The following is a 23,501-nucleotide window of genomic DNA, read 5'->3' as shown; positions in this document are numbered from 1 at the left end:
GTGAAGGGCTTACCCGTTAATGATGTTGCGGGCCGCCGCGGCCAGGGCCTGGGGATCGGCATCCTGCGGAGCGGAACCGCGGGCCTGGTCCGGACGGCCGCCCCCCTTGCCTCCGGCAAGAGCGGAAACCTCGCGGATCATATCCCCGGCGGACAATCCGTCCGCAATGGCATCTTTGCCACAATAAGCGCCCAGGAGCAAGGAAGAACTGTCCACGCACAGCAGGAAGGCGGCGCCCGCATACTGGCGCTTTTTCAGGCCGTTCAGCAATTCCTGAAGCAATTCCCCGGCCCCTTCCGCCACCTGGATCAGGGAGGCGGGGTCATCGGAAAGCCATTCATTCAGCAGGGCGTCAGCCCTGGCGGCGGACTGCCCGGCGCGGGCCTTCCTAAGCTTCTTTTCCGCCTCCAGCGCTGTCTGCTTGAAATGCTCCACGGAGGCGTCGAAACGCGCCAGGGAATCATTCACCGTCCGGATGTCGGAGGCTCCCAGGGCGGACAGCCCCGGCTTGTCTTCAATCGTGGGAACCGGAACCTGTTCCAGCCCCATGTCCGCCAGCTCATAATTGACTTCCTTGATCTTTTCCACCGCCTTGGCGATTTCCAGGCTCCGGGCGACGACGTGCTGGCGGATCATTTCCAGGGCGGCGTCCCCCGTCATGGCCTCAATGCGGCGCACGCCGGAGGCGATGGCCCCCTCGCTCTTGATCTTGAACAGGCCTATATCCTTCGTATTGGCCATATGCGTTCCGCCGCAGAATTCCATGGAAACGCCGTCCAGTTCATTCCTGCAGCCGCCCACCTGGACCACGCGCACCACATCCCCGTACTTGTCGCCGAAGAACTGGGCAATCGCGGAATTGCCCTTTACGTCCGCATAGGCGCGTTCCGTGCAGTGCACCGGGAGAGCCGCCTCAATCCAGCCGTTCACCTTCTCTTCAATCAGGCGGAGCTGGTCCGGCGCCACGGCGGCGCTGTTAAAGTCAAAACGCAGGCGGTCTTCCGAAACGAAGGAACCCTGCTGGGCCGCATCCGGGCTGACTACCTGGTGCAGGGCGCAGTGAAGAAGATGGGTGGCGGTATGGTGCGCCTCAATGCGGCGGCGGCGTTCCGCGTCAATGCTCAAATGCACGCGGTCGCCGGGTTTCACGTCCAGCCCTTCGCGGGCTTCCACCACATGGGCGCGGGCATTGCCGATCTGCTGGACGGCCATCACATGGTAGCTCTCCCCGCCGATTTCAATCAACCCTGCGTCAGACACCTGGCCGCCCATCTCCGCATAAAACGGAGTCTTGTCCGTAATGATGAACAGGGAATCCCCCTGGCTGCTCACTTCCAGCACCGTGGCGGCGCATTCGTCCACATCGTATCCCGTAAATTCCGTCACGGCGTCCGTCTTCAAATCCAGGGCGCGCACCACCTCGCTCTTGCGGGCGGCGCGGGCGCGTTCCCGCTGCTCCTCCATCAGCCTGTTGAACCGTTCCATGTCGATGTCCAGGCCGCGTTCCTCCGCCAGCAGCGCGGTCAGGTCAATGGGGAAGCCGTACGTATCATACAGCTTGAAGGCGAACTCGCCGCTCACCTTTCCGGCGGAAGCCGTCTCAGCGTCAAACAGATCCAGGCCGCGGTCCAGCGTTTCATTGAAGCTGGCCTCCTCACGGTTCAGAACTTCCTTCACGGTGGAGGCGCGGGCGGACAGCTCCGGGAACACCTGGCCGAAGGATTCCACCAGCGTATCCACCAGTTCCGCCAGGAACGGCTGGGTGAAGCCCAGGCGGCGCCCGTAGCGCACGGCGCGGCGCAGAATGCGGCGCAGCACGTAATTACGGCCATTGTTGCCGGGAAGAATGCCGTCCGCTATGGAAAAACTGAGCGTGCGCAGATGGTCGGCAATCACGCGGAAGGCAATCGCCTCCTGAAGGGTGTCGTCCCCCGCCTCCACTCTCTTGGAACCGGGCGCCGGATACACGTCCGCGTACTTCCGGCCGCTCAAGGCCTCCAGACGGTCGAACAGGGGGCGGAACACGTCCGTGGCGTAATTGGAAGGCTTGCGGGAAAAATCCCTGAACCCGTCCGTGCACTGCATGATGGAGCACGCGCGTTCAAAACCCATGCCCGTATCCACGTGGCACGCCGGCAGATTGCGCATGGAGCCGTCGCTCTCCGCATTATACTGGATAAACACCAGGTTCCAGATTTCTATGCACTGGTCGGAATCCTTGTTCACCAGGCTGCCCTTCGTATTCCCCTCCGGGGTCAGGTCCACGTGCAGCTCGGAACACGGGCCGCAGGGGCCGGTTTCCCCCATCATCCAGAAATTATCCTTCACGTTCCCGTGCACGATCTGCACGTCCGGGTCCAGGCCGCGGGAACGGAACAGCTCCGCCCAGTAATCCCATGCCTCCTGGTCAAACTCCCCGGGGTCGCCCTTGGTCTTGTCCGGGGCGTACACGGTGGCGTACAGGCGTTCCGCGGGGAATCCCCACCGTTCCACCACCAGCTCCCAGGCCCAGCGGATGGCTTCCTTCTTGAAATAATCCCCGAAGGACCAGTTCCCCAGCATTTCAAAAAACGTGTGGTGGTAGGAATCATAACCCACATCCTCCAGGTCGTTGTGCTTGCCGCCGGCGCGGATGCACTTCTGGGTGTCCGTGGCGCGGGCGGGCGTCCAGGGGGGAGTCCATACGCCCAGGAAATACGGAACAAACTGGTTCATGCCGGCATTTGTGAACAACAAACCGGGGCTTTGGGGCATCAAAGAAGCGGAGGGCACGACCGTGTGCTGTTTCTCGCGGAAAAAGTCCAGAAAGCTTTGGCGTATCTCGGTGGCGGTCATCATATCAATAATAGGAAAAGTAAAAGTCGCCGGATTATGCCTGTTCCGCCCCCGTTAGTAAACCGCTAATTCCTTCTCCGTCATGACGGCTGCATTTTTGCTTGTAATAAATTATACATGCGTATAAATAAAGACATGAAAAAGCTGGTGATCCTCCTGATTCTTCTTGCGGCGGCAGGAGCGGCAGCCTGGTTCATCTACCGGGAAGCTCCGTCCGGGCCTGAGGACAAGGCCGTTCTTTACGGCAATGTGGACCTGCGCCAGGTGGACCTGGCCTTCCTGATTTCCGAACGCATTGATTCCGTGCTGGTGGACGAGGGAGATACGGTTGTTCCCGGCCAGAAACTCGCCACGCTGGAAACGGTGCGGCTGCAACAGGCCGCGGACGAGGCCCGGCAAACCGCGGAAGCCGCCCGCCAGAACTACCTGCGCGTTAAAAACGGACCGCGCGCGGAAGAAATAGCCCAGGCAAGGGCGAACGTGCAGGCGGCGGAAGCTACGCTGAACAACGCCGGGGTGCGCAGCAAGAGGCTGGTGGCTCTGGCTGAAACCAAATCCATCTCCCGCCAGGAGGCGGACGACGCCATCGCCTCCCAGCAGGTGGCCGCCGCCAATCTGGACGTAGCCAGAAAACAACTGGAGCTGCTGCTGGCCGGTTCCCGCGTGGAAGACATCGCCCAGGCCCTGGCCCAGTACAACCAGGCCAAAGCCAACCTGACCATCAGGGAACAGAACCTGAAAGACGCCGTGCTTTACGCCCCCAGCAATGCCGTGGTGCGCAACCGCATTCTGGAAAAGGGGGACATGGCCTCCCCGCAGAAACCCGTTTACAACCTTTCCCTGAACCATACCAAATGGGTGCGGGCCTACCTCACGGAATCCCAGCTCGGCAAAGTGAAGCCCGGCTTCTCCGCCACCGTGCACAATGACAGCTTCCCGGATACGGACTTCAAGGGAACGGTGGGCTTCATCTCCTCCGTGGCGGAATTCACCCCTAAAAACGTGGAAACGCCGGACCTCAGAACAGCCCTGGTCTATGAAGTGCGCATCATCGTGGACGACCCGGACAACCAGCTGCGCCTGGGCGCCCCCGCTACCGTCACCATCCCCCTGGACCAGAACGCCGGAACGCAGCCTCCGGAACAGCCCAGGCCATGACTACGGACTCCCAGCCCCTGATTGACTGCCGGAACGTCCAGAAAATGTTTCCGGACCCCGCCGGCGTTCCCTTCGCGGCGGTGGACGGCGTTTCCTTCCGCCTCTCCGCCGGGGAAATCGTGGGACTGCTGGGGCCGGACGGCGCGGGAAAAACCACCCTCATCCGCCTCATCACGGGACTGATGAAACCGCACGGCGGCTCCATCTCCGTGCTGAACCTAGACTCCGTGAAAAAAAGCCGGGCCATCCAGGCCTCCATAGGCTATATGCCGCAGAAATTCGGGCTTTACGAGGATCTCACCGTACAGGAAAACATGGAGCTTTACGCCCGCATGCACGGCGTCTACGGCCAGGACAGGGAAAAACGCTTCCGCAGCCTGCTCTCCATGACCAATCTGGAACGCTTCACCACGCGCCTGGCGGGCAAGCTCTCCGGCGGCATGAAACAGAAGCTGGGCCTGTGCTGCTCCCTGGTCTCCTCCCCGCCCCTCATCCTGCTGGACGAGCCCACCGTGGGCGTGGACCCGCTCTCCCGCCGGGAACTGTGGAACATCCTGAAGCAATTCTCCGGGGAGGAAGGCGTGGGAGTGCTGGTCAGCACCTCCTACATGGACGAATCCGCCTACTGCAACAGAACCCTCATCATGTATGAAGGGCGCCTGCTTATGGACGCCCCGCCCCCCGACGTCATTGCCCGGGCGGAAGGCATGTGCGTCACGGTGCACACGCCGGAGGGGCTGCATGCGCGCCAGTTCCAGAGCAGGCTGGCCGCCGTGCCCGGCATCATCAACGCCACCCCGCAGGGCAACACCGTCCGCATCATCGTTCCCCCCGGCCACCCTGCGCGGGAAAAGCTGGAGGAATACCACCCCAAACCCGCGCAGCCGGACTTCTCCGACGGCTTCATGACCCTGCTGGCCGATCAAATGGACCTCGCTCCGCAGGACATCCCCGTCCCCGCCGGACCGCCGGAACCGGAACAGGCGGAAAAAGGGGACACCGTCATCCAGGTGACGGACCTGGTAAGAAAATTCGGCAGCTTCATTGCCGTCAACCACGTCAGCTTCTCCGTCCGCAGGGGGCAGGTCTTCGGTCTGTTGGGTCCCAACGGGGCGGGAAAAAGCACCACCTTCCGCATGCTCTGCGGGCTGCTGCCCGCCAGCGGCGGCACGCTCAATGTGGCCGGGGCGGACCTGAGGACCGCCGCCGCGCGGGCGCGCAGGAAAGTGGGATACGTGGCCCAGAAATTCTCCATGTACGGCATGCTCACCACGCGGCAGAACCTGGAATTCTTCGCCGGGGCCTACGGCATGGCCGGAAAGGAACGGCAGGAAGCCATCCGTTCCATGGAAGAGGAATTCCACCTGACCCCGTACATGAACGCCCCCGCCGCGCACCTGCCCGGCGGCTACAAGCAGCGCCTCAGCATGGCGTGCGCCCTCCTCCACTCCCCGGACATCCTCTTTCTGGACGAACCCACTTCCGGCGCGGACCCCCTGGCCCGGCGGGACTTCTGGCTGCGCATCAACGCCCTGGCGGAAAAAGGCGTCACCATCATCATCACCACGCACTTCCTGGGAGAAGCGGAATTCTGCGACAACATGCTCATCATGATGGACGGGACCACGCTGGCGGAAGGCTCCCCGGACGACATCCGCAAACACGCCCCTCCGCGGGAGGACGGCGCCCCCGCTTCCCTGGAAGACGCCTTCCTGTCCATCACGGAGGAACACATGAAGAAAGGAGGGGAAGAAGCATGATTGCCTCCCTTAAAAGAATCGGAGCCCTCATCGTCAAGGAACTCCACCAGGTGGTCCGGGACCCCGGCAACGTGGGCATTGCGGTCATCCTGCCGGCCGTGCTCCTGCTCCTCTTCGGCTACGGCATGAGCATGGACATCAAAAACGTGCGCATCGCGTACCTGGCCGTTCCCGCCTCCAGCCAGTCCACGGAGCTGGAAACGCGGCTCACCCTCTCCAGGTACTTCCAGACCGCGCGCGTCTTCTCCACCCGGGAGGCGGAAGAAAAGCTGCGCACCCATGAGGCGGACGCCTTCATCGCCCTGCAAAGCGACGCGCCGGACACGCTCAACGGCGGAGTCACGAAAGTCCAGATCGTGGTCAACGGCGTCAACGCCAACCAGGCCACCCTCATCCGCAACTACCTCCAGGCCGTCGTGGGGTCCTGGGCAGCCTCCCTGAACGGCCAGGCCGCCCCCGTGCTGGACGTGCAGACGCGCACCCGCTTTAATGAAGCCAACGACAGCCACTACTACCTGGTCCCCGGCGTCATCGTCACCATCATGACCATGATCGGGGCGCTGCTCACCTCCCTCGTCATGGCGCGGGAATATGAACGGGGCACGCTGGAAAGCCTCTTCGTCACGCCCGTGGGCAGCGGGGAAATCCTGACGGCCAAGGCCGCCACCAACTTCCTGCTGGGCATGGTCAGCCTGGCCATCTCCATGATCTTCGCCGCCTTCGTCTTTGACATCCCCATCCGCGGCTCCCTCATCCTGCTGCTGGCGGTCTCCGCCCTGTTCCTGATCGTGGCCCTGGGGCTGGGGCTGGTCATCTCCACCGCCACCAAAAACCAGTTCCTGGCCTGCCAGTTCGCCATCATGGGCACCTTCATGCCGGCGCTCATGCTCTCCGGCTTCCTGTACGACATCCTCAACATGCCCCCCGCCGTCCGGGCCATCACCTACATCATCCCGGCCCGCTACTACGTCACCCTGCTCCAGACACTCTTCCTGGCCGGGGACATCCCCTCCGTCATCATTCCGTGCTGCATCACGCTGGGCGTCTTTGCCGTGGTGCTCATGGGCATCGCCCGGCTGAAAGCCCCCAAATCCCTCGAATAACGCCATGGACTTCCTCGTCAGAATAGCCTCCCTCGTCAAAAAGGAACTGCTGGCCGTGCTCAGGGACAAAAAAAGCCGGATGGCCCTCATCATCCCGCCCATCCTCCAGATAGCCATCTTCGGCTATGCCGCCACCATGAACGTCACCCGCGTGCCGTACGCCGTGCTGGACAAGGACGGGGGAGAAACGGCCGCCCAGTACATCGCGGACCTGGAAGGCACGGGCATCTTCCGGCGGCAGGCCACGGCGGCCACGGAAAAGGACATCGACCGCATGATCGACAACCGGGAAATCGTCGTGGGGCTCACCATCCCCCCGGACTTCTCCCGCAACCTCCAGACCGGGCGCCCCGCCTCCCTCCAGCTCATTGCGGACGGCCGCAACACGAACACGGCGGCCATCGCCCTCAGCTACGGCCAGCAAATCGCCTCCGCCTACGGGGCGGACCTGCTTGCCAAAAGCGGCGGCTCCTCCCCGGTGGAAATAGAATCCCGCGCCTGGTTCAACCCCAACCTCATCACCCGCTGGTTCATCGTCCCCGGCCTCATTGCCGTGCTCGTGCTGATCAACTCCATCCTCTCCGGCGCGCTCTCCATCGCCCGCGAACGGGAGGAAGGCACCTTCGACCAGCTCCTGGTCGCCCCGTACACCCCCGGAGAAATCCTGCTCGGCAAGGGGATTGCCTCCGTCATCACCGGAATCATGCAGGCCGTCTTCGTGGTGCTGGTAGCCATGTTCTGGTTCCGCATCCCCTTCCAGGGATCCGTCTGGCTGCTCTCCGCCGCCCTCCTGCTCTTCATCGTCACGGCGGCGGCCATCGGGCTGTGCATCTCCTCCTTTGCCCAGTCCCTCCAGCAGGCCATTGTGGGCACCTTCCTGCTGCTGGTGCCCATGGTCATGCTCTCCGGCTTTGCCACGCCCATCTCCAGCATGCCGGAAATCTTCCAGGACCTCACCCTGCTCAACCCCATGAGGTACGGCCTGGAGCTCATCCAGCGCATCTTTCTGGAAGGGGCCGGATTCCTGGACCTCTGGCCCCTCTTCGCGGCCATCATGACTGTTACGGTGGTGGCCGTTCTGGCAGCCATTTTCTCCTTCCACCATAAAATCTCCTGACGGAAAACTTTGCTTTCCCGGCCCCGGAACATTCTGGCGCCCTTTTGCCATTAGTCTTTCGCCTTTAATATTTTCATCACGCCAATCCCGTCACCCGCATAAAAATACTTGCATCCGGCCCGGTTTTTCTATTCTATCTCTCTCGTTCCTTGAGAACATGGGCTCGTCGTTCAATGGATAGGACATCGGTTTCCGGTACCGACGATGTAGGTTCGATTCCTACCGGGCCTACCAGAATTTTCATACCGCAAGCTGCTGTTTATCAGTGCCTGCGGTTTTTGTTTGATTGAAATCGCAAGACATCGGAACGGCGTTTGATTACCCCTCCGCACCGTCTGGCGGCAACGTTCCGCCTGTGCAGGTCATTCCGCACCACATCCTGCCGGCCTCCCGGAAACATCAACCGCAGGACATTCCCCGCCCACTTAAAGGGCGGTCCCTTTCTTCGTCATAAAAAGGCGGGACATGTCCGCTCCCTCAAGCTTCAGAAGACTGATTTTCGCGGCAATTCCGCCGGCATAGCCCGTCAGGCTCCCGCCTGCGCCCACCACCCGGTGGCACGGGATGATGATGGAAATGGGGTTATGCCCCACCGCTCCTCCTACTGCCTGAGCAGACATGCTCCTTCTATTCCCGCGCGCGGCCATCTTCCGGGCAATCTCTCCGTAAGTGGTAACCTCTCCGTAAGGGATGTCGCAGAGAATCTTCCATACGGCCTGGCGGAACTCTCCCCCCACGGGGGCCAGCGGCAATTCGGCTACCGGAGGCCTGCCGCCCGCAAAATACCTGTCCAGCCAGTCTCTTGCCGCGGCAAATACCGGCAGGCCGTCCCTTTCCTCCATGTCCCCGCTGACGGTATCTCCAAAATACTTCTGGCCCTCCAGCCACAAGCCCGCGAGATGTTCCCCATCGCTCGCCAGCGTGAGCGGACCAAGGGGTGACGAATAGTATGTTGAATAATACATCATCTTTCTATTGTTTCAGTGTTGTTTCAGTGAATTCCATAAATTGACGGCAGCATAGCCGCGCCACGGCCTCCAGCCTTCCGCCAGAGCAAGAATTTCCTTTTGCGTGCGCGGGGCGAGCGCCTCTCTAATGCCGGGATCGGTTGAAGGAAAGGCATCCGTCCACCCGAGAGCCCGCATGGCGATATACTGCGCCGTCCATGTTCCGATGCCGGGGAGCCCCGTCAGCTTTTTCATCTCCGCCTCAGGATCGGCCCGGAAACTGAAATCAATGCTCCCTTCTTCAAACGCGCGCGCCAGCTCGACAACCGCCCTGCCCCTGGATGCGGTCATTCCGGGAATGTCCCATCCGGCGCTTCCCGGGCCGCTCAGGGAAAGAATCTTCCCCGGCGCAGGAAACGCATGGGTCAGCCCCTCCATCCCCGTCCGCACGGGCTCGCCATGGCTCCGCGCCAGCCTCCCCGCCAGAGCATTCGCGGCTTTCATGGAAATTTGCCGTCCCAGCGCTGTCCGCACCGCCAGCTCGTAAGGGTCAAAGCAGCCGGGCAAACGGGTTCCCGGAACATACAGCCCCGGAGACAGGCCGTTCATGGAAGCCAGCGTTTCATCCACCGCGGCCGGGTCACAGTACAAGTCAAACAAATGCCGCACCCTTGCAAGCACCTGGGACAAGACTGGAAGCAGAGACCTCGCGATCACCACGATCAGCGCATTTTTCACGGGGCAATGGCCCACCCGTATCCAGCCATAGACATCTTTCCCCCTTCTGGTTGCAAGACGCACGGTGCGGCCATACTCCCCGCCGCGTACGGCCTCCACGCCGGGAATGGCCCGCAGCGCGAGGAACTCAAGCAGCCTCTCCCACCGGTAGGGAGGGCGGTAAGGCAGCGTCAGCGTTATTCCGGAGCCCTCCTCCTCTTTTCCCCCCTTCCCCAGCTTCCGCAATGCCGCCGGGGAAAGTCTGTATTCCTTTTTGAACAATTCATTGAAGCGCCGCAAACTGCCGAACCCCGCGCTCATGGCAACGTCAAGAACAGAAAGCCTCGTGCTTGTCAGGAGATTCTTCGCCAGCAGCAGCCGGAGAGTCTGCAAATACTGGATGGGGGAAACATTGAACTCCGCGGCAAAAGCCCGGCGCAAATGCCGCCCGGTGCAGCCAAGGTGGGCGGCAAGCTCTTCCAGGCTTTCCATGTCTCCGCAATTCTCCTCCAGGAAACCGGCCGCACGGCGCGCCAGGGAAGCGGCGGCGTCCACCGGGGCGGTTCCGGGCGCAAACTCCGGGCGGCATTGCAGGCAAGGCCGGAATCCGGCCCGTTCCGCTTCAGCCGCTGTGGCGTAATAGGTGCAATTCCCGGCCCTGGGCAGCTTTGCGCGGCATATGGGGCGGCAGTAAATGCCCGTAGATGCCACCCCCACGAAGAAATGGCCGTCAAAACGGGCATCCTTGGATTTAAACGCGGCATACCAGGCCTGTTCATTTCCTTTCATGGTTTTGCAAACTCCACGGTTGAGGCTCATGATAGCAAACCGCGGACATGATTCCCGCCATTTTCGGACATGCATCCAAAAAAATTATTTTGACATTGGGGAATAATTATATAACCAATTACGTAATCAGTTACATTTTTAACAATACAACAGGAGACGGGAATATGGATTTCTTCAACCGGACAGGAAAAATGGCCATTGGAAGCAGACTGCGGATGCTGACGGATAAAATAACGAATGACGCCGCCCTGATCTTCCGCATGTACGGCGTGGACATCCGCCCCAAATGGTTTCCCGTGTTCTTTGTCCTGTCCCGGGGAGAGGCCAAAACCATCACCTCCATTGCCAGGGAAATAGGGCATTCACACCCGTCCGTCAGCAACATTGTCAAGGAGATGGGCGCCAGGGGGCTGGTGAAAGAAAAGAAGGACAAAACGGACGGACGGAGAAACCTCGTCATGCTGTCCGCCAAGGGAAAGAAAATGTCCGATATCATGGCGGAACAATATCCCGACGTGGAAGCTGCCGTGGAACAAATTTCCAGCCAAACCCGGAACGACCTGTGGCGCGCCATTGAAGAATGGGAAGGCCTGCTGGCGGAAAAAACGCTGCTGGAACGGGTGAAAGAAGCAAAAAAGGAACGGGAAGGCAGGGATGTCTCCATCGTTCCCTACGATCCCCGCTACCGGGCCGCTTTCAAGGCGCTCAATGAAGAATGGATTACGGCGCACTGGCAGATGGAAGAACCGGACCATCACGCGCTGGACCACCCGCAGGAACACATTCTGGACAAGGGCGGCCACATCTTCGTGGCGCTTTACAGGGAAGAGCCTGTCGGCGTATGCGCCCTGTGCAGGAAGAACGATCCCGTTCATCAGTACGAACTGGCCAAACTTGCCGTCAGCCCCAGCGCGCAGGGCAAAGGCATCGGCATGCTGCTGTGCCGGACCGTCATCGCCAAGGCGAAAGAACTGGGCTGCAAAAAAATCTTTCTGGAAAGCAATACCCTGCTCCGCCCGGCCATCCAGCTATACAGGAAGGCGGGATTCAGGGAAGTGGAGATTTACCGCCCGTCCTATGAAAGGGTGGATATCCAGATGGAACTGGCGCTCCAGTAATGCGCCGCCATCCCGGCCCGTTCCGGAGGAAGGGCCACTATCCTTTCCTCCGGCCAAGAAATTCATGCCCCTCATATCGCCGTCAAATGGTCATCACTCGTTTTCCGGTGAAGCAGCCTGGTATCTGGTGAACAAATTTCATCAAAAGACACGAAGATGATACCCCCGGTTTGAGAGCTGGACATCAGGGCGCCAAAACAATCAAGGCCATAATCGTCCCTGACTGCGGGAGAATCGATGATTTTCAGAATCACGTTATGATCCTCGCCCCCGTCCGTGGTGATATGGTCGCCTATTTCAATCTCCTCTCCGGAAAAATACCTCTTCATCGCCGTTTCCTGATGTTCGGTTTTTATCATGAAGTCACCATTTCTCCAACTGGTTCCGTGCCCGGCAGTTTTTTCTTAGGGAAAAATCCGGGGCATGCCGTTCCTTCATGCCATGAACATAACACCTTCGCCTCAAATACCCCGTGATCAAGAAAAAAATGTGGGCAGCCAGAGCCTCTGATCTTTTTTAAAAAATCTCCCTTGTTCCGGACGATGGCGAAAGTCGCACTGCCATCAAGGGAAAAGGCAAAGGCGTCCGCGTCCTTCGCCTTTTCCATGCCCCAACGCCAACAAGGCCGTTTCCTCCGTGCAGAGGGGAAACTGCCTGCTGTTTTTCCCTCCAGCCCGTTCCCTTCATTTTTCCGCTTCCTTATCAAGCGCAGCCACTCCCTCTTTTATCGGGTTCCCGGCAAAAAAACGAATCTCCGGACTAGGAAGAAGAGAAGTTCCTTTCAGCACGGCGCGACCGGAGAAAGAGATACTTTCCCTATTAGTCTGACGGCGCTCCATTTTCCTCTGGAAATTCCGGTGTTCAACCACCTTCCTCCAAACCGTTTCATTCAAAATCGCCGCCTTTTCCAAAAACCTCCCTTTCTTTCATTTTCAAGCCTTTCTTTACCCTGTCCAACTGGACTTGGCAGGCAAATCGCGTTATGATGCGGCCGCTCCTTTCCTCATGATTTCCGCTTTAACCGGGATCATGAAGCGCACCCATGAAACAGAGAAAAATCATCCATGTGGACATGGATGCCTTTTACGCATCCATCGAACAGCGCGACCATCCCGAGTACCGCGGCAAGCCCATCGCCGTAGGAAGACCGGAGATGCGCGGCGTGGTGGCGGCGGCCAGCTATGAGGCGCGCCGCTTCGGCGTGCGTTCCGCCATGCCTTCCATGAAGGCGATGAAGCTTTGCCCCAAGCTGATTTTCACCCGCAACCGCATGGACGTGTACAAATCCGTTTCAGCGCAGATACGCTCCATCTTCCACCGTTACACGGACCTGGTGGAACCCCTTTCCCTGGATGAAGCTTTTCTGGACGTCACGGAAAACAAGCCGGGCATTCCGCTGGCCGTCGACATTGCACGGCGCATCAAGAGGGAAATCAGGCAGGAACTTCACCTGACGGCTTCCGCTGGCGTTTCCTACAATAAATTCCTGGCAAAAATCGCTTCCGACTACCGCAAGCCGGACGGCCTGTTCACCATTCATCCCTCCCGCGCGGAGGAATTCATCGCGCGGCTCCCCATTGAGGCCTTCTGGGGCGTCGGCCACGCCACCGCCGAACGCATGCGCGCCCTCTCCATCACCAACGGGGCGCAGCTCCGGGAACGCAGCCTGGATTTCCTGCTCCGCCATTTCGGCAAGATAGGGGGGATCTTCTACAACTTCGCCCGCGGCATGGACGACCGCCCCGTGGAACCTTCCCGCATCCGCAAATCCGTGGGCTGTGAAGAAACCTACCGGACAGACGTCACCAGGGCGGAGGCCCTGGAACAACACCTTCCCCTGCTGGTGGAAGAGCTCACGGGGCGCCTGGCGCGCTCCGGCTTCCGGGGCAACACGCTTACCCTGAAGGTTAAATTCCCGGACTTCGTCCAGAAGTCCCGCTGCATGACCGTTCCGGATTCCCTGACGGAGAAGGAGGACATCCTGCCCCTGGCCCGGACTTTGATGGAAGACCTGGATTCCGGGGACCGCACGTTCCGCCTTCTGGGGCTGTCCGTCTCCCACCCCCAGGAAGAACAGCGGCAAGGAATCTGGGAGCAGCTTTGGCTGGATTTAGAGTACTAATCCTCCCACAGACTCCCATATTTTTAGTATTCTCCCCTTAAAATCAACCTTATCCACAAGATATTGGTGTATGAATGAGCGAAATCCGCTCCAACCTGGTCATAGGTACGTATGAATCAGGAAGAACGTAGACACTGGGCATCATGGATAGGAACGATTGCGGAAGGGGTGGCAGGCGTCATGGCTGTGGACGGCGGAATTCCCGCCTCCCAGGGCGTGCCTGATCCCGGCCCATCCCGAACGCGCCGTCCCCTCACGGAAACGGAAAAGCGCATCATCGAGCACCAGGGAACGGAACCGCCCTTTTCCGGGCAGTTCGTCAGCTTCTTTGAACAAGGCACCTATGGCTGCCGCAAGTGCGGGGAAGCCCTGTTCCGGTCGGAAGACAAATTCGACGCCGGATGCGGCTGGCCCTGCTTTGACGATTCCCTGCCGGACGCCGTCAGAAGCATCAACGCAGGCCAGGGGCGGCGCACGGAGATCACATGCGCCCGGTGCGGAGCCCATCTGGGGCACATCTTCACCGGAGAACGCCTGACGCCGAAAAACACGCGCTACTGCGTCAATTCCCTTTCCCTGGAATTCCAGGCTGCGCCGCAGCCGGCCATGGCGAACAGCCCCCATTGACGCGCACGGCACGGAAAAAAGGACCGGACGGAAAAGCCGGGAACCGGATAAAAGCTCCGGGAAAATTCTATTTTCCGGAAGAAACGCGCCTCTGAAACATTCATTCCCGCGCCTGCGTAATGTGGTATCATGAGAATGACCACCCTGCGCATCATCCCGGTCCTGCTGGCCCTTTTCCTGGCGCACGCCATGGGCGGGGAGCCCAGAATCGCCATTTTGGGGGACAGCATCCCCTATTCCGGACAATGGCCTGCCCTGGTGGAAGCGGCCCTGCGGCAGGCTCCGGCCTACCGGCACGCGGAAATCGTCAGCATGGCGCTCCCCAGTGAAACGGTCTCCGGCCTGTCGGAACCGGGCCACGCCGGGGGCGCCTTCCCCCGCCCGTGCCTTCATGACCGCCTGGATTCCATTCTCTCCAAATACGCGCCCACCCTCGTCATTGCCTGCTATGGGATGAACGACGGCATGATGCAGCCCTTTTCCGAATCAGGCTTCCAGGCCTATCAACAAGGCATGGAACGGCTGAAAAAAAGAGTGGAAGACACCGGGGCCCAATTCATCGCCATCACGCCGCCTCCCTATATGGCGGATACCCCGGAAAAGGATGCGGCCCGTTACAACCAGGTGCTGGACACTTATGCCGCATGGCTCGCCAGCCGTAAAAAGGACGGCTGGAAGGTTGTGGACATGCGCCCGGAGCTGGGCCGCCAAATCCGGGAAGCGAAGAAAAGGAATCCCCGCTTCATTTACGCCGGGGACGGCGTCCATCCCGGGCAGGAGGGCCACTTCATGATTGCCAGGGCCATTTGGCCTCCCCTCGCCTCCATCCTCCGCGTGCCCGCCCGCGTCCGTTTTCCGGAAGGGGACGAGTTCAGGAAAGCCCTGGAGCGCCACAACCTGTACAAGCTGGCGTGGCTGACGGAAACGGGCCACCGCCGCCCCGGCATCCCGAAGGGGGTTCCGGTCTCCGTTCTTCCCTGCATCCGGGAGGGAGTGGCCGTCTCGGAATGGCACGGCTTCCCATCCCTTCACTTCAAGGTAGCGGGCAGGAACGCCACCCTCGTTCTCCCCAAAACCCCGGCGGAAAACAGGCCGTGGATCTGGCGGCAGGAATTCTTCGGGAACGAGCCGCAGGCGGACATAGCCCTGCTCATGGAAGGGTTTCATGTGGCTTACGTGGACGTGCAGAACATGTACGGCGCGCCCGCAGCCATGGACATCATGGACCGGTTTTATGAAACATTGGTCCGGGACTACCGCCTTTCCCCAAAAACGGTGCTGGAAGGGTTCAGCCGCGGAGGCCTCTTTTCCTTCAACTGGGCGGCCCTGCATCCCGGCCGGGTGGCCGCCATTTATGCGGACGCCCCCGTTTGCGACGTGGCGAGCTGGCCCGGCGGCAGGGGGAAGGGAACAGGCTCCCCGGAAGACTGGCTCCGCCTGCTGGACGTTTACGGCGCTACGGAACAGGAAGCCCTGAGCGGAAAGCTGAGCCCCGTCAACAGGCTGGCGCCGCTCGCCAACGCGCGCATTCCGGTGCTCGCCGTGGTGGGGGACGCGGACAACGTGGTGCCCCTGGAGGAGAACATGGCCGTAGTGGAACGGAAATACCGCGCCATGGGCGGCAGCATCCGGGTGATCCATAAACCGGGAGCAGGCCACCATCCCCACAGCCTGCCGGACCCGGCTCCCATTGTGGAATTTATCCTGAAATCCGTTCGCGGGACCGGCTCCGCCGCGGCGGAACAGGGAACGCCCGTATCCGGAAAGCCCTTGTCCCCCAGCAGGAAAGCCCCTTCCGCATTCCCCGTTCGCCCCGCACTGGGGAACGGGGGGGATTAGCTTGACTTTCCTGTAATGTCGCCTATTCTGACTCAAGCATTATTTGCAACCACTCACACTTATTATGACCGACCGCAGAATTGTTATCACCGGCATCGGAGTGATCAGCCCCTTGGGCAATGATCTTGCATCCACCTGGGAAGCCATGAAGGCTGGCCGCAGCGGCATTGACACCATCAAGTCCATGGATGTCACCGACTACTCCACGAAAATCGCCGGTGAAGTCAAGGATTTCGATCCCACCCCGTATTTCAAGACGCCCAAGGACGCCCGCCGCGTGGACCGCTTCACGCACTTTGCCATGGGCGCCGCCGGAATGGCTCTCAAGGACTCCGGAATGGATCTGGAAGCGGAGGACAAAACCCGCATAGGCGTCATGGTGGGCAGCGGCATCGGCGGCCTCGGCACGCTGGAAAGCCAGCACGCCACGCTTCTTTCCAAAGGGCCGGCCCGCGTGTCCCCCTTCATGATCCCGTACATGATCAGCAACATCGCCTCCGGCCTCATCTCCATGGAATACGGATTCGGCGGCCCGAACATGTCCATCGTCACGGCCTGCGCCACCTCCAACCACAACATCGGGGAAGCCTGGCGCATCATGAAATTCGGCGATGCGGACGTCATGGTCTGCGGCGGCGCGGAAGCCACCATCCTGCCTACGGGCGTCTCCGGATTCAGCAACATGAAAGCCCTCAGCTCCCGCAATGACGAACCCCAGCGCGCCTCCCGCCCGTATGATGTGGACCGCGACGGCTTCGTCATGGGCGAAGGATCCGGCGTCGTCATTCTGGAAACGCTGGAACATGCCCAGAAACGCGGCGCCAAGATTTACGGGGAACTCGTCGGCTACGGCATCTCCGCAGACGCCCACCACCTCACCGCTCCGGACCCGGAAGGCCGCGGCGCCGCACGCTGCATGCAGATGGCCCTGGAACACGCAGGCATGAAGCCGGAGGACATTGACTACATCAACACGCACGGCACCTCCACCCCGCTGGGGGACATCTGCGAAATCAAGGCCATCAAGGCCGTCTTTGGCGACCACGCCAAAAACGGGCTGCTCATCAGCTCCACCAAATCCATGACCGGCCACCTTCTGGGCGCCGCCGGCGGCGTGGAACTGGCAGCCTGCCTCATGGCCATGCAGGAAAACATCATCCCGCCCACCATCAACGTGGACAACCAGGACCCGGAATGCGACCTGGATTGCGTGCCCAACAAGGCCCGCGGGGCCAAAGTGGACGCCGTCCTGAGCAACTCCTTCGGTTTCGGGGGGCATAACTCCTCCGTCATCGTGAAGAGATTCGCCTGACCCTTTCAGGAAACCCCTTCCCGGCGGAAGCGCTGATGTTTGTGTCCACCGCAGCCATCGCGCTTCCGCCTTCTTCATTTCACAGCCATGCCTTCCAAAACGCACCAGGACATTCTGCTCATGCGGTGGGCCCTGTTCTCCGTAGCGGGGATCATCCTGATCGTGGTGCTGTATTCCCTGGGCGTCACCCCCGCCTGGGCGCAAGCCCTGAAGGGAGCCATGGCCTCCGCTCCGTTTCTGCTGGCTGCAGATGCTCCGGCCCTCTCCCCCGGCATGGGCTTCCTGCTGTGCATTGCGCTGACGCTGGCCCTGGTTTACGACCTGATCCTGATCCGCGGAACACTCCGTAAAACAGCCGTTCTGGCCGCCTTCCTTCTGCTGCTGGCCTGCTTTACCCCGGTGCTGGGGCTGTGGGGCATCTTCTTCAACGCCGTTCCGTGCCTGCTCTCCGCGGGGAGCGCGGGTGCGCTCGCCATCCTGTGGCCCCAGCCGTCACCCGGCCCGCATCATTCCGAACCTCCCCCCACTCATGAATAATCTGGACTATCCCCTTCCCGTGCTTGAACTGGTAACCGCCCTCAAGCAGCTTCCGGGCATCGGCACCCGCGGTGCGGAACGCATGGCCTTGTGGATGCTCCAGGGGCACATGGGGGAAGCGGAGGCGATTGCCCGCACCATCGGCCAGGCGGCGGAACACGTCACGCCGTGCCCCGTCTGCGGCTTTTTCAGCACCGCCGGAGAACCCTGCGCCGCCTGCCGGGATGAAGAACGGGACAGCCGCCTCATCTGCGTGGTGGAACAGGCCACGGACGTCATTCCCATTGAGCGCAGCAGCGCCTACCGCGGGCTGTACCATTGCCTGGGCGGCAAGCTCTCCCCGCTGGACGACGTGGAGCCGGAAGACCTCAATATCCAGTCCCTGGTGGAACGCGTCACCCGGCAGCCGGGCTGTGAAGTCATTCTGGCAACGGGGTCCGACGTGGAGGGGGAAGCCACGGCCACCTACCTCCACCACCTGCTCAAAGAACTGGACTGCAAGATTTCCCGCCCCGCCCAGGGCCTGCCCGCCGGCGCCGGCCTCAGCCATGCGGACACGCTGACGCTGATGAAAGCGCTGGAAGGCAGGACGGCCCTTTGAAAACGCTCTAAAAACAAACCCGGACTCCCTTTGAAAACAATCAGTCACGCATGTAGCAACATCGCTGACAACCAATTCATTAATACACAGCAGATTAAATCTCACGGGCGTATTGTCTGGATTGACATCTGCCGGGTACTCACCATGCTGTGCATTATAGCATCCCATGCCAATGTATGGAACTATTTCAGCGATAATATAATAGGCGCTTGGTCCGTCTTCGTTTTCTTTTTCATTTCAGCCTTGTTTATTAAACAGGACAGTAAAAAGGCGCTCAATTACAGCCGTTTTCTCAAACTGTTCATTCCTTATCTTCTCTGGTGCCTGATTGGAGCGTTGATCTACTTCAAATTCAATCTTCATGCCATCTATGCCAACATGGTTGCCGTTTTCGGCTGTAATATCTTCAACACCTTCCCCGCCTACGGAATACTGTGGTTCTTGAGGGAACTGCTGCTGTTAAGCCTTGTCAGCCCTCTGTTAAGTAAATTGAATGATGCGGCACTGTTGTTATTTACCGTCATTTTCCAAATTCTGGGGGCTGCCCCCGAATTAATTTACCATGCGGGTTTAGATGACATCCCCTTTTTATTTAAAGCACAGGGAGCGTACGGCATGTCCTGGTTCCTGCTTGGTATTTTTTGCGCGCGCAGGAAGCGCATCATCCGTCTTCACGCATGGATTTGCGAGCACCTTGCCCTTGTTTCATTCTTGACGCTGGCAATGCTGCTGTGCGCCGCAGTTGGCAAATACGCCATGCAGGATGCCGGAGGCAGCCAGCATGCCGCCCTCATATTGATATCCGTCCAAAACATCTTCATGGTCATTTTCCCCATGGTATGCGCCATAGCCTGCACCCGGCTATCTCCGGGAACGGCTACTAAACTATCCAGCCTGGCGCCTTCCGTCTTTTTCGTCTATGTCTTCCACCCCATAGGCATTATGCTATTCTATCACAGCATACCCGCCAGCATTGAAAACAGCACGCTGCACTCCATCCTGAAATTCTTTGAACCAGTTCTTGTCTTTGCTGTTTCAGTCTTTGTATTCAACATCCTCAGACGCTTTAAAACGGTGGGAAAATGGATATGCCTTTCCACATGAAAATGCCATAACGGCTAAAAACAGAATAAAAATCCGGAGGGAGGGGCCCCGGAGCCCGCATGGCAGAATCCATCCCGCAAATAAAATGGATCTGCACAAACGTACCCCCGCCGTGTGCCAAAAAGTCCACGTTCCCAAATATGAGGAGGGGAATGAAAACAGCTTGAAATATGCCGTTGGAACCTCAATCCCCCGTCATTCCGCCAGGCCGTCCACGCGGGCGCGGTCAAAATCCGCCGGGCAAATCGTCACGTTCACCCGGTCGCCCGGCTTGAGCACATCTCTTAACGGAGCGTTCTTTTTCTCCACAAAAGCCACAGTAGTCTTGCCGTTCGGCAGGGTGGCGCGGAAAGCCGTATCCGCGATGCGCTCCGCAATAACGGCCACTGCCTGCACTGTCTGGTAGGGATAAAGTTTCATCTGGAAAAATCAGGTTACAAATTCATCAATCCGTTCATCAGGTCGCTCCCGGTCTTGAGCCCCTTCTCCGCGGCGTCCTGAAGCTGGGGCATGACGGGAGCGGGAACCTGGTCTGCGGCCGGAATCCTGAACCCCCCGTTACCCTTTTCCGTGCCATCCTTCCCCCTGCCTTCCCCGGCCCCCTTGTTCAGCAGGCGCGACGCGACGTCCGCCACTTCCGCCACCTTGCCCATGCCGATCTCCGTCAGGCGGTCTCCCGCCGCCTTGATAAGCCGCGCGGACAAGTCTTCCGACGGGTTGTCCAGCGTGCCGCCAATGTTCACATTGGCCCATACCAGATTGCCTCCGGCTCCCTGGCGGGAAGCGGAAAACACGTCGGAAAAGCCCGGCAGGGCGCTCCACAGGCCGTCGGACCGCAGGCCCACCTGCAACCTTCCGTTAAGCTCGCCTCCTTTTCCGATTTCCAGCCAGCCTTCCACCCTCACCAGATTTTCGCTCTCCACCAGAATGTCGGAGACATGCCAGGCGGCTTCCTTATAGCGGAACTGGGCGGACGCCTTGTGCAGGGGGAGCTGGCGGAATCTGGAAGAACCGCAGAAGAGAGCCAGCCTGTCCAGGACGGGAAGCCCGGTCAGCATCCCGTCCTGCAATCTTACCAGCCCGGCCACATGCGTCACGCCGTCCCGGCCGCCGCGCAGGTCCACCCCGCCGCTCACACTGCCCTGGACATGCTTCTTCCAGTCATTCTCCAGGATGGAAGAGGCGGGAACGCTGTTCACCACCATATTCGCCGTCCAGGAGGAGGAAAGGCCGTCCCAGTCCCCCTTGATGTCCACATAGCCGCCGGCATCCGTGGTCAGGCGGCAGGAGGGAACGTTCACCCGCCTGCTGGAATGGTTGAACTGCGCCGTGCCGGACATCAGGGAAAACTCCGGACAGCCCTTGAAGGGAAGGAGCAGCCTGCCCCCCTGCACGTCAAACTTGTACTGGCTGGACCCGGCATCATGGGTACTCTCCACACGGGTTCCGTTCAGGGCGTACAGCCTGCCGGGAACACCGTAGGAGACGGACAGGGAATCAATGCTCCCCTTTTCCAGGCGGAACGTATCCGGCAGGATATTCTTTTCCACCCAGCTCCTGGGTCCCTCTTCCTTTTCCCGGAAACGGAAGGGCGCCGGGGACAGTTGAAGCTTCAGCTCCGCAATATTCACGGAGGTAATCACAAAGGCGCGCTTCAGCAAATCCCAGCGGCTGAACTCCGTTTCAATGTTTTTTGCCTGGAGGGAGGTTAAGAACTCATGCCCTTCCATCGTCACGCCGTCGCACCGGATGCCGGAACCGTCCCAGTCCAGCGGGGCTATCCTGGCGGCATCCACATTCATGTCGTCAACGGCGGACTGCCCCAGCATGGTTAAAAAATCGTCACTCTTCAAATAGGACCTGACATACAGGTAGGAGCCGGCTACCGCCGCCACAGCCAGCACCAGAGCCCCCAGCACGCCCCACAGCAACAGCTTTTTCCAAATGCCTCCGGCACGGGGCTTTTTCCTGCGTATCCTCCTCATTCTGGACATGGTAACAGACTATATCAAATCCGGCGGCGGTCAAGCCTCCGGATTGGACCTCCGGCTGCTGCAAGCCACGGATAAACGGACATCCGCGCCGGTTTTCCCCCGCCTACCGCGGGCCGTGGTACACCTTGTGCCTTCCGGACGCCATGGTGATAAAGAGCAGGAACAGGGTGTAGGCCGCCAGAAAGCCCATCGGAATAACCGCGCCATGCTCCCCGCGTCCCAGCGCTTCAATGGGGGCGGCCTGCTTCACCCAGATGTTCTGGGCCAGCCAGGTCAGGAAAATCGCCAGCAGCAGCGTGGGCGTCACGAACTTCATGATGAAGCGGTAGATTCTGGGAATGCGGATGACGGAACCGTCTTCCAGATCCATCAGCCCCCGGTCCACTCCCAGCTTCCAGGAAAACAGAATCATCATCACCATGGCGCTTACAAAGAAACACAGGGTGCCCAGGAAGAAATCATACGTATCCATCGCCAGCAGGTTGCCGCTGTACCAGGCGACGATCAGCGTGCCCGTGGCCGTGAAAAAACCCTGCACCACCACGGCCATCTTGCGTTTCAACCCCATGAACTCTTCAATAAAGGACAGGCCCACCTGCATCATGGAAATGGAGCTGGTAACCGCCGCCACGGTCAGGAGCAGGAAAAACAGGCTGCCGAAGATCACGCTGGAGCCCATCTTGGCAAAGGCCTGCGGAAGCACCATGAACCCCAGCGCAAAAGTTCCCTGCCCGGCGGCTCCGGCCACCCCCAGGAACGCCACGGCGGCAGGCACCGTCATCATGCCGGCAATGCCCACCTCGCACACCTCGTTGGAGGCGGCCGCGGAAAGGCCGCTCAATGCGATGTCCTCCTTCTTCCTGACGTAGCTCGCATAAGTCAGGATCAGCCCCGTCCCTACGGAAAGGCTCAGGAACACCTGCCCGGCCGCCGCTATCCAAAGTTCAATGTTTTTCAGGCCGTCCCACAACGTCACCTCGGTCAGCCTGCGGGTTCCGCCGGACATTTCCACCTGCCGCACGGCTTCATCCATGGCCCCCCGGTGGGAGGCGGACACCATGGAAACCGTCTTCCACTCCCCGCTGTCCCGGTCCTGCTCCTCCACCAGCACCTTGCTGGGATTCCACATATACCCCAGCCCCTGCTCAATGCTGCGGTCCGGATAGGATGGGTCCGGCGTGCCGATGCACAAAATGCGCACCAGCAGCACCAGGGAAATCAGCAGGAGTATCGGCATGAACCAGCGTGAAAACATCTCGATTCCCTTGCTGATGCCCCGGTAAATGATTCCCAGGTTCAGCAGGATGACTCCGCCGACGATCCAGAGCAGCCCGTTGTTAGACAGCAGGGCGCTCCCGTCCCCGTACATCCCCGTGAAACTGAAAAAGGTCTGCGCCGTTCCCTCAGCCGTGGCAAATACCTCCGGCTGGGTCAGCATCTTCCAGAAATAGCCGCAGCACCACGCCTCCACCACCATATAGTAAAAGGCCACGGAGGAAGGGCCCAGAACCGCGAGCACCCCCAGGAACTTCCACAGCCTGGACCCCTTGGTCAGGTACCAGAATACGCCGGGGGCGCAGTGGGCTCCCATCTGGCCGCCGCGCCGCCCGATGGACCACTCCGCCCATGCCACGGGCACGCCCACCAGCACCAGCATGAGACCGTACGCCACCATGAAGGCGCCCCCGCCGTACTGGGCCGCCAGCCCCGGAAAACGCAGAAAGTTGCCCAGCCCCACGGCGCTTCCGGCCACAGCAAGAATCACGCCAATTTTGCCGGACCACTCGTCTTGTTGCGCCTTTGAGGATGACATGCAGGCAA

The 23,501-nt window shown here is 60.2% G+C and carries 20 protein-coding genes and 1 tRNA gene; 13 read left to right on the top strand and 8 right to left on the bottom strand.

The annotated features are described in order from the left end of the window. Window positions 1–9: 9 nt before the first annotated feature. Window positions 10–2,835, bottom strand: coding sequence for an alanine--tRNA ligase (alaS, locus tag J5W70_RS07410; RefSeq protein WP_257228343.1), 2,826 nt, complete (start codon window positions 2,833–2,835; stop codon window positions 10–12). 135 nt (window positions 2,836–2,970) lie between these two features. On the opposite strand from alaS, the gene J5W70_RS07405 reads away from it, so the two are divergent. The 5 genes from J5W70_RS07405 (at window position 2,971) to J5W70_RS07385 (ending at window position 8,207) form a co-directional block, all read left to right on the top strand. Beyond that, complete coding sequence (locus J5W70_RS07405; RefSeq protein ID WP_022396278.1) at window positions 2,971–3,993, top strand: HlyD family secretion protein; 1,023 nt, start codon at window positions 2,971–2,973, stop codon at window positions 3,991–3,993. Continuing rightward, complete coding sequence (locus J5W70_RS07400; protein WP_022396279.1) at window positions 3,990–5,753, top strand: ATP-binding cassette domain-containing protein; 1,764 nt, start codon at window positions 3,990–3,992, stop codon at window positions 5,751–5,753. Before J5W70_RS07405 ends, J5W70_RS07400 begins: the two co-directional genes overlap by 4 nt. Then, complete coding sequence (locus J5W70_RS07395; RefSeq protein WP_022396280.1) at window positions 5,750–6,856, top strand: ABC transporter permease; 1,107 nt, start codon at window positions 5,750–5,752, stop codon at window positions 6,854–6,856. The genes J5W70_RS07400 and J5W70_RS07395 overlap by 4 nt, the downstream gene beginning before the upstream one ends. A 4-nt stretch (window positions 6,857–6,860) precedes the next feature. Then, on the top strand, window positions 6,861–7,973 hold the full coding sequence (locus tag J5W70_RS07390) for an ABC transporter permease (protein WP_022396281.1): 1,113 nt from the start codon (window positions 6,861–6,863) through the stop codon (window positions 7,971–7,973). Window positions 7,974–8,132: 159 nt separating this feature from the next. Further along, window positions 8,133–8,207: transfer RNA gene (locus tag J5W70_RS07385), tRNA-Arg, on the top strand. Window positions 8,208–8,398: 191 nt separating this feature from the next. Here J5W70_RS07385 and J5W70_RS07380 read toward each other — a convergent pair. Both J5W70_RS07380 and J5W70_RS07375 read right to left on the bottom strand, forming a co-directional pair. Continuing rightward, entirely contained in the window at window positions 8,399–8,938 is a 540-nt protein-coding gene (locus tag J5W70_RS07380; RefSeq protein ID WP_022396282.1) for a methylated-DNA--[protein]-cysteine S-methyltransferase, read from the bottom strand. Window positions 8,939–8,953: 15 nt separating this feature from the next. Next, on the bottom strand, window positions 8,954–10,426 hold the full coding sequence (locus J5W70_RS07375; RefSeq protein ID WP_215832684.1) for a DNA-3-methyladenine glycosylase 2 family protein: 1,473 nt from the start codon (window positions 10,424–10,426) through the stop codon (window positions 8,954–8,956). A 164-nt stretch (window positions 10,427–10,590) separates the two neighbouring features. Between J5W70_RS07375 and J5W70_RS07370 the strand changes: the two genes are divergently transcribed. Continuing rightward, on the top strand, window positions 10,591–11,544 hold the full coding sequence (locus J5W70_RS07370; RefSeq protein WP_102727839.1) for a bifunctional helix-turn-helix transcriptional regulator/GNAT family N-acetyltransferase: 954 nt from the start codon (window positions 10,591–10,593) through the stop codon (window positions 11,542–11,544). A 71-nt stretch (window positions 11,545–11,615) separates the two neighbouring features. On the opposite strand, the gene J5W70_RS07365 is transcribed toward J5W70_RS07370, so the two are convergent. Then, window positions 11,616–11,903, bottom strand: a complete 288-nt coding sequence (locus tag J5W70_RS07365) for a hypothetical protein (protein WP_022396285.1) — start codon at window positions 11,901–11,903, stop codon at window positions 11,616–11,618. Further along, window positions 11,900–12,151, bottom strand: a complete 252-nt coding sequence (locus tag J5W70_RS07360) for a hypothetical protein (protein WP_102731720.1) — start codon at window positions 12,149–12,151, stop codon at window positions 11,900–11,902. Before J5W70_RS07360 ends, J5W70_RS07365 begins: the two co-directional genes overlap by 4 nt. 435 nt (window positions 12,152–12,586) lie before the next feature. Here J5W70_RS07360 and dinB point away from each other — a divergent pair, with 435 nt between their 5' ends. From dinB to J5W70_RS07325, 7 genes are all read left to right on the top strand, one after another. Then, window positions 12,587–13,666, top strand: a complete 1,080-nt coding sequence (gene dinB / locus J5W70_RS07355) for a DNA polymerase IV (RefSeq protein ID WP_022396286.1) — start codon at window positions 12,587–12,589, stop codon at window positions 13,664–13,666. Between the two features lie 111 nt (window positions 13,667–13,777). Then, window positions 13,778–14,293, top strand: coding sequence for a peptide-methionine (R)-S-oxide reductase (locus J5W70_RS07350; protein WP_022396287.1), 516 nt, complete (start codon window positions 13,778–13,780; stop codon window positions 14,291–14,293). A 129-nt stretch (window positions 14,294–14,422) separates the two neighbouring features. After that, on the top strand, window positions 14,423–16,132 hold the full coding sequence (locus J5W70_RS07345; RefSeq protein ID WP_215832683.1) for a DUF459 domain-containing protein: 1,710 nt from the start codon (window positions 14,423–14,425) through the stop codon (window positions 16,130–16,132). A 64-nt stretch (window positions 16,133–16,196) separates the two neighbouring features. Continuing rightward, window positions 16,197–17,444 carry a beta-ketoacyl-ACP synthase II gene (gene fabF, locus J5W70_RS07340; RefSeq protein WP_022396289.1) on the top strand — a complete coding sequence of 416 codons (1,248 nt, stop codon included), beginning with the start codon at window positions 16,197–16,199 and terminating at the stop codon, window positions 17,442–17,444. 87 nt (window positions 17,445–17,531) lie between these two features. Then, a complete protein-coding gene (locus J5W70_RS07335) occupies window positions 17,532–17,981 on the top strand; it encodes a hypothetical protein (RefSeq protein WP_022396290.1) in 450 nt (149 codons plus the stop codon). Then, window positions 17,974–18,582 (top strand): recombination mediator RecR, encoded by a 609-nt coding sequence (gene recR, locus J5W70_RS07330; protein ID WP_022396291.1) that lies wholly within the window; start codon window positions 17,974–17,976, stop codon window positions 18,580–18,582. The genes J5W70_RS07335 and recR overlap by 8 nt, the downstream gene beginning before the upstream one ends. A 30-nt stretch (window positions 18,583–18,612) precedes the next feature. Then, window positions 18,613–19,686, top strand: a complete 1,074-nt coding sequence (locus tag J5W70_RS07325) for an acyltransferase family protein (protein ID WP_102731722.1) — start codon at window positions 18,613–18,615, stop codon at window positions 19,684–19,686. A 195-nt stretch (window positions 19,687–19,881) separates the two neighbouring features. Here J5W70_RS07325 and J5W70_RS07320 read toward each other — a convergent pair whose 3' ends face one another. The 3 genes from J5W70_RS07320 to J5W70_RS07310 form a co-directional block, all read right to left on the bottom strand. Beyond that, the gene (locus J5W70_RS07320) at window positions 19,882–20,106 is read right to left on the bottom strand and encodes a S1 domain-containing protein (RefSeq protein ID WP_022396293.1); all 225 of its coding nucleotides are present in this window, start codon (window positions 20,104–20,106) and stop codon (window positions 19,882–19,884) included. A gap of 14 nt (window positions 20,107–20,120) precedes the next feature. Further along, the gene (locus tag J5W70_RS07315; protein WP_022396294.1) at window positions 20,121–21,680 is read right to left on the bottom strand and encodes a hypothetical protein; all 1,560 of its coding nucleotides are present in this window, start codon (window positions 21,678–21,680) and stop codon (window positions 20,121–20,123) included. A gap of 103 nt (window positions 21,681–21,783) precedes the next feature. Continuing rightward, entirely contained in the window at window positions 21,784–23,493 is a 1,710-nt protein-coding gene (locus J5W70_RS07310; protein WP_180973708.1) for an SLC5/6 family protein, read from the bottom strand. Window positions 23,494–23,501: the final 8 nt, after the last annotated feature.

This window comes from Akkermansia massiliensis (assembly GCF_018847375.1).
Lineage (GTDB): Bacteria > Verrucomicrobiota > Verrucomicrobiia > Verrucomicrobiales > Akkermansiaceae > Akkermansia > Akkermansia massiliensis.
Note: the sequence above shows the minus strand (reverse complement) of the source record. Positions and strands in the feature narration are given on the sequence as shown.